This is a genomic window from Paraburkholderia sp. UYCP14C, from assembly GCF_004197395.1.
In the GTDB taxonomy this organism is placed as follows: Bacteria; Pseudomonadota; Gammaproteobacteria; order Burkholderiales; family Burkholderiaceae; genus Paraburkholderia.
This window is the reverse complement of the sequence record NZ_SELS01000217.1, coordinates 1-1,834: the sequence shown is the minus strand read 5'-3', so window position 1 is coordinate 1,834 and position 1,834 is coordinate 1. Positions and strand designations below refer to the sequence as shown.

Annotated in this window: 2 protein-coding genes and 1 pseudogene; all 3 read left to right on the top strand. The window is 61.6% G+C overall.

Annotated features, from left to right (window positions below):
- A pseudogene (locus tag EVC45_RS44365) lies at positions 1-183 on the top strand (EscN/YscN/HrcN family type III secretion system ATPase); the annotation flags it as partial.
- Between the two features lie 4 nt (positions 184-187).
- Positions 188-709, top strand: a complete 522-nt coding sequence (locus EVC45_RS44360) for a type III secretion protein (RefSeq protein ID WP_129964332.1) — start codon at positions 188-190, stop codon at positions 707-709.
- On the top strand, positions 709-1,524 hold the full coding sequence (gene sctT, locus EVC45_RS44355) for a type III secretion system export apparatus subunit SctT (RefSeq protein WP_129964331.1): 816 nt from the start codon (positions 709-711) through the stop codon (positions 1,522-1,524). The genes EVC45_RS44360 and sctT overlap by 1 nt, the downstream gene beginning before the upstream one ends.
- Positions 1,525-1,834: the final 310 nt, after the last annotated feature.

The following is a 1,834-nucleotide window of genomic DNA, read 5'->3' as shown; positions in this document are numbered from 1 at the left end:
TCCAAGCATCGCGAGGTCGAGCTGCTGTTGCAGATAGGCGAATATCAGGCCGGCGGTAACCCGCTTGCCGACGAGGCAATTCGCAAGATCGACGCGATCCGCGCCTTCTTCAATCAGGCGACCCACGAAATCGCCGCGCCGCAGGACCCTGAGGCGCGGCTCTTCCAACTGGCAAACGGCTGACACAATGAGCGCGCAGCAAAATCCGGAGAAGGTACGTCGGCGCGTGGCCGCGCTCCAAGTGGCATGCGGCCGCCGCGAGCGGCTTGAGCGTCGCCTGCAGGCAGGCGTGATGGCCGCCCGTGATGCGCATGCCGAGACACTCGCGCAGCGTGACGCGCAACTCGCGCCCACAGAAACGAAACGCGAGCACTTGCGCGGCATCCACGCAAGGCTCACGCACATGATGACGGGTGGCGACGCGTTCCAGTTGGCCCATCTCAATGCGGCGATGCGCTATGCCGATGTCGTCGCCGTGCATGTCCAGCAGATGGAAGGCGAACTCGCCGCCCTGGACACGCTGTTGCGCAGCAAGGCTGACGAGCTCGCTGCGGCAATGCGCGCCGTTACGCTGAATCACAGACGCATCGATCTGTGCAGCGAGCGCATTGCCGGTTTGCGTGTCGCGCTAGACCGCCACGCAGCGGACGCCGGCGATGACGAGGCCGAAGAAGCGGTGCTGGCCCGTCTGCGTTCTTCTTCGCCATAATGTACGATACCCTTACCACGCTGCCGCAGTTCGGCGCCACGCTGATTCGTTCCCTAACGGTGCTCGGCGTGTGCTCTGTGCGGCTCTTCGTGATGCTCTACCTGTTTCCGCCCACCGCGGACGGCATTCTGCAAGGCGTCGTGCGTAACGGCATCGTGCTGCTGTTCAGCTGGTTTATCGCTTATGGCCAGCCCGTTTCGCTGTACACGTCGCTGGCCGGCACGGCGCTCGTCGTCATTGGCCTGCGCGAGGCGGCCATCGGGTTGCTGCTGGGTTTCGCCGCGTCCACCGTGTTCTGGGTGGCGGAAGGAGCCGGCATTTACGTCGACGATCTGGCCGGCTACAACAACGTGCAGGTCGCCAACCCGCTGAGCGAGAAACAGTCCACACCCACCGGCACGCTGCTCGCGCAGGTGGCGAGCGTCGCGTTCTGGACCTTCGGTGGCATGACGTTCCTGCTCGGCGCACTTTACGAGTCGTATCACTGGTGGCCGCTCAGCGCGGCAACGCCGGTGCCCGCCAACGTGCTGGAAAATTTCGTGCTGCAACAGACGGACTCGCTGATGCAGACCACTGCGAAGCTCGCCGCGCCGATGATGCTGATGCTGCTGCTCGTCGATTTCGCGTTCGGCTTCGCGGCAAAGTCGGCGCAAAAACTCGAGCTGATGACGCTCAGCCAGCCGGTGAGAGGCGCGCTCACGGTGATGATGCTCGCGCTGTTTGTCGGCATTTTTGTCGACCAGGTTCGCGACCAGCTCGTGCTGTCGGGTCTCGGCGAACAGTTGCGCATGATCGCCAGCGCGATCCGAAAATAGGCGGCGCGTCAGCTTGATGGCTTTTGCGCGACACCCGACGGCTCGAGCAGCAGCTCCTCTGAGGTCGGTCGGAAAGAATGGAAGCCAACGTTTCGTAAATTCGAGAAACGGAGGCATCGATGAATCGAATTCCAAAAGCATAGGTAATTGGGGACGCTTCAGGAAACGGAAAATAAAGGGTTCTGTCGCAGTAAGAGCGAGAGGTCGGCCAAGACCGATATGGTACGGATTCCGGCTCCGGTGCAAATAGGTAGCGTGGTCGAAATAATCTTTATAGATTTGGATACCTTATCGATTGAACAGGACGGCG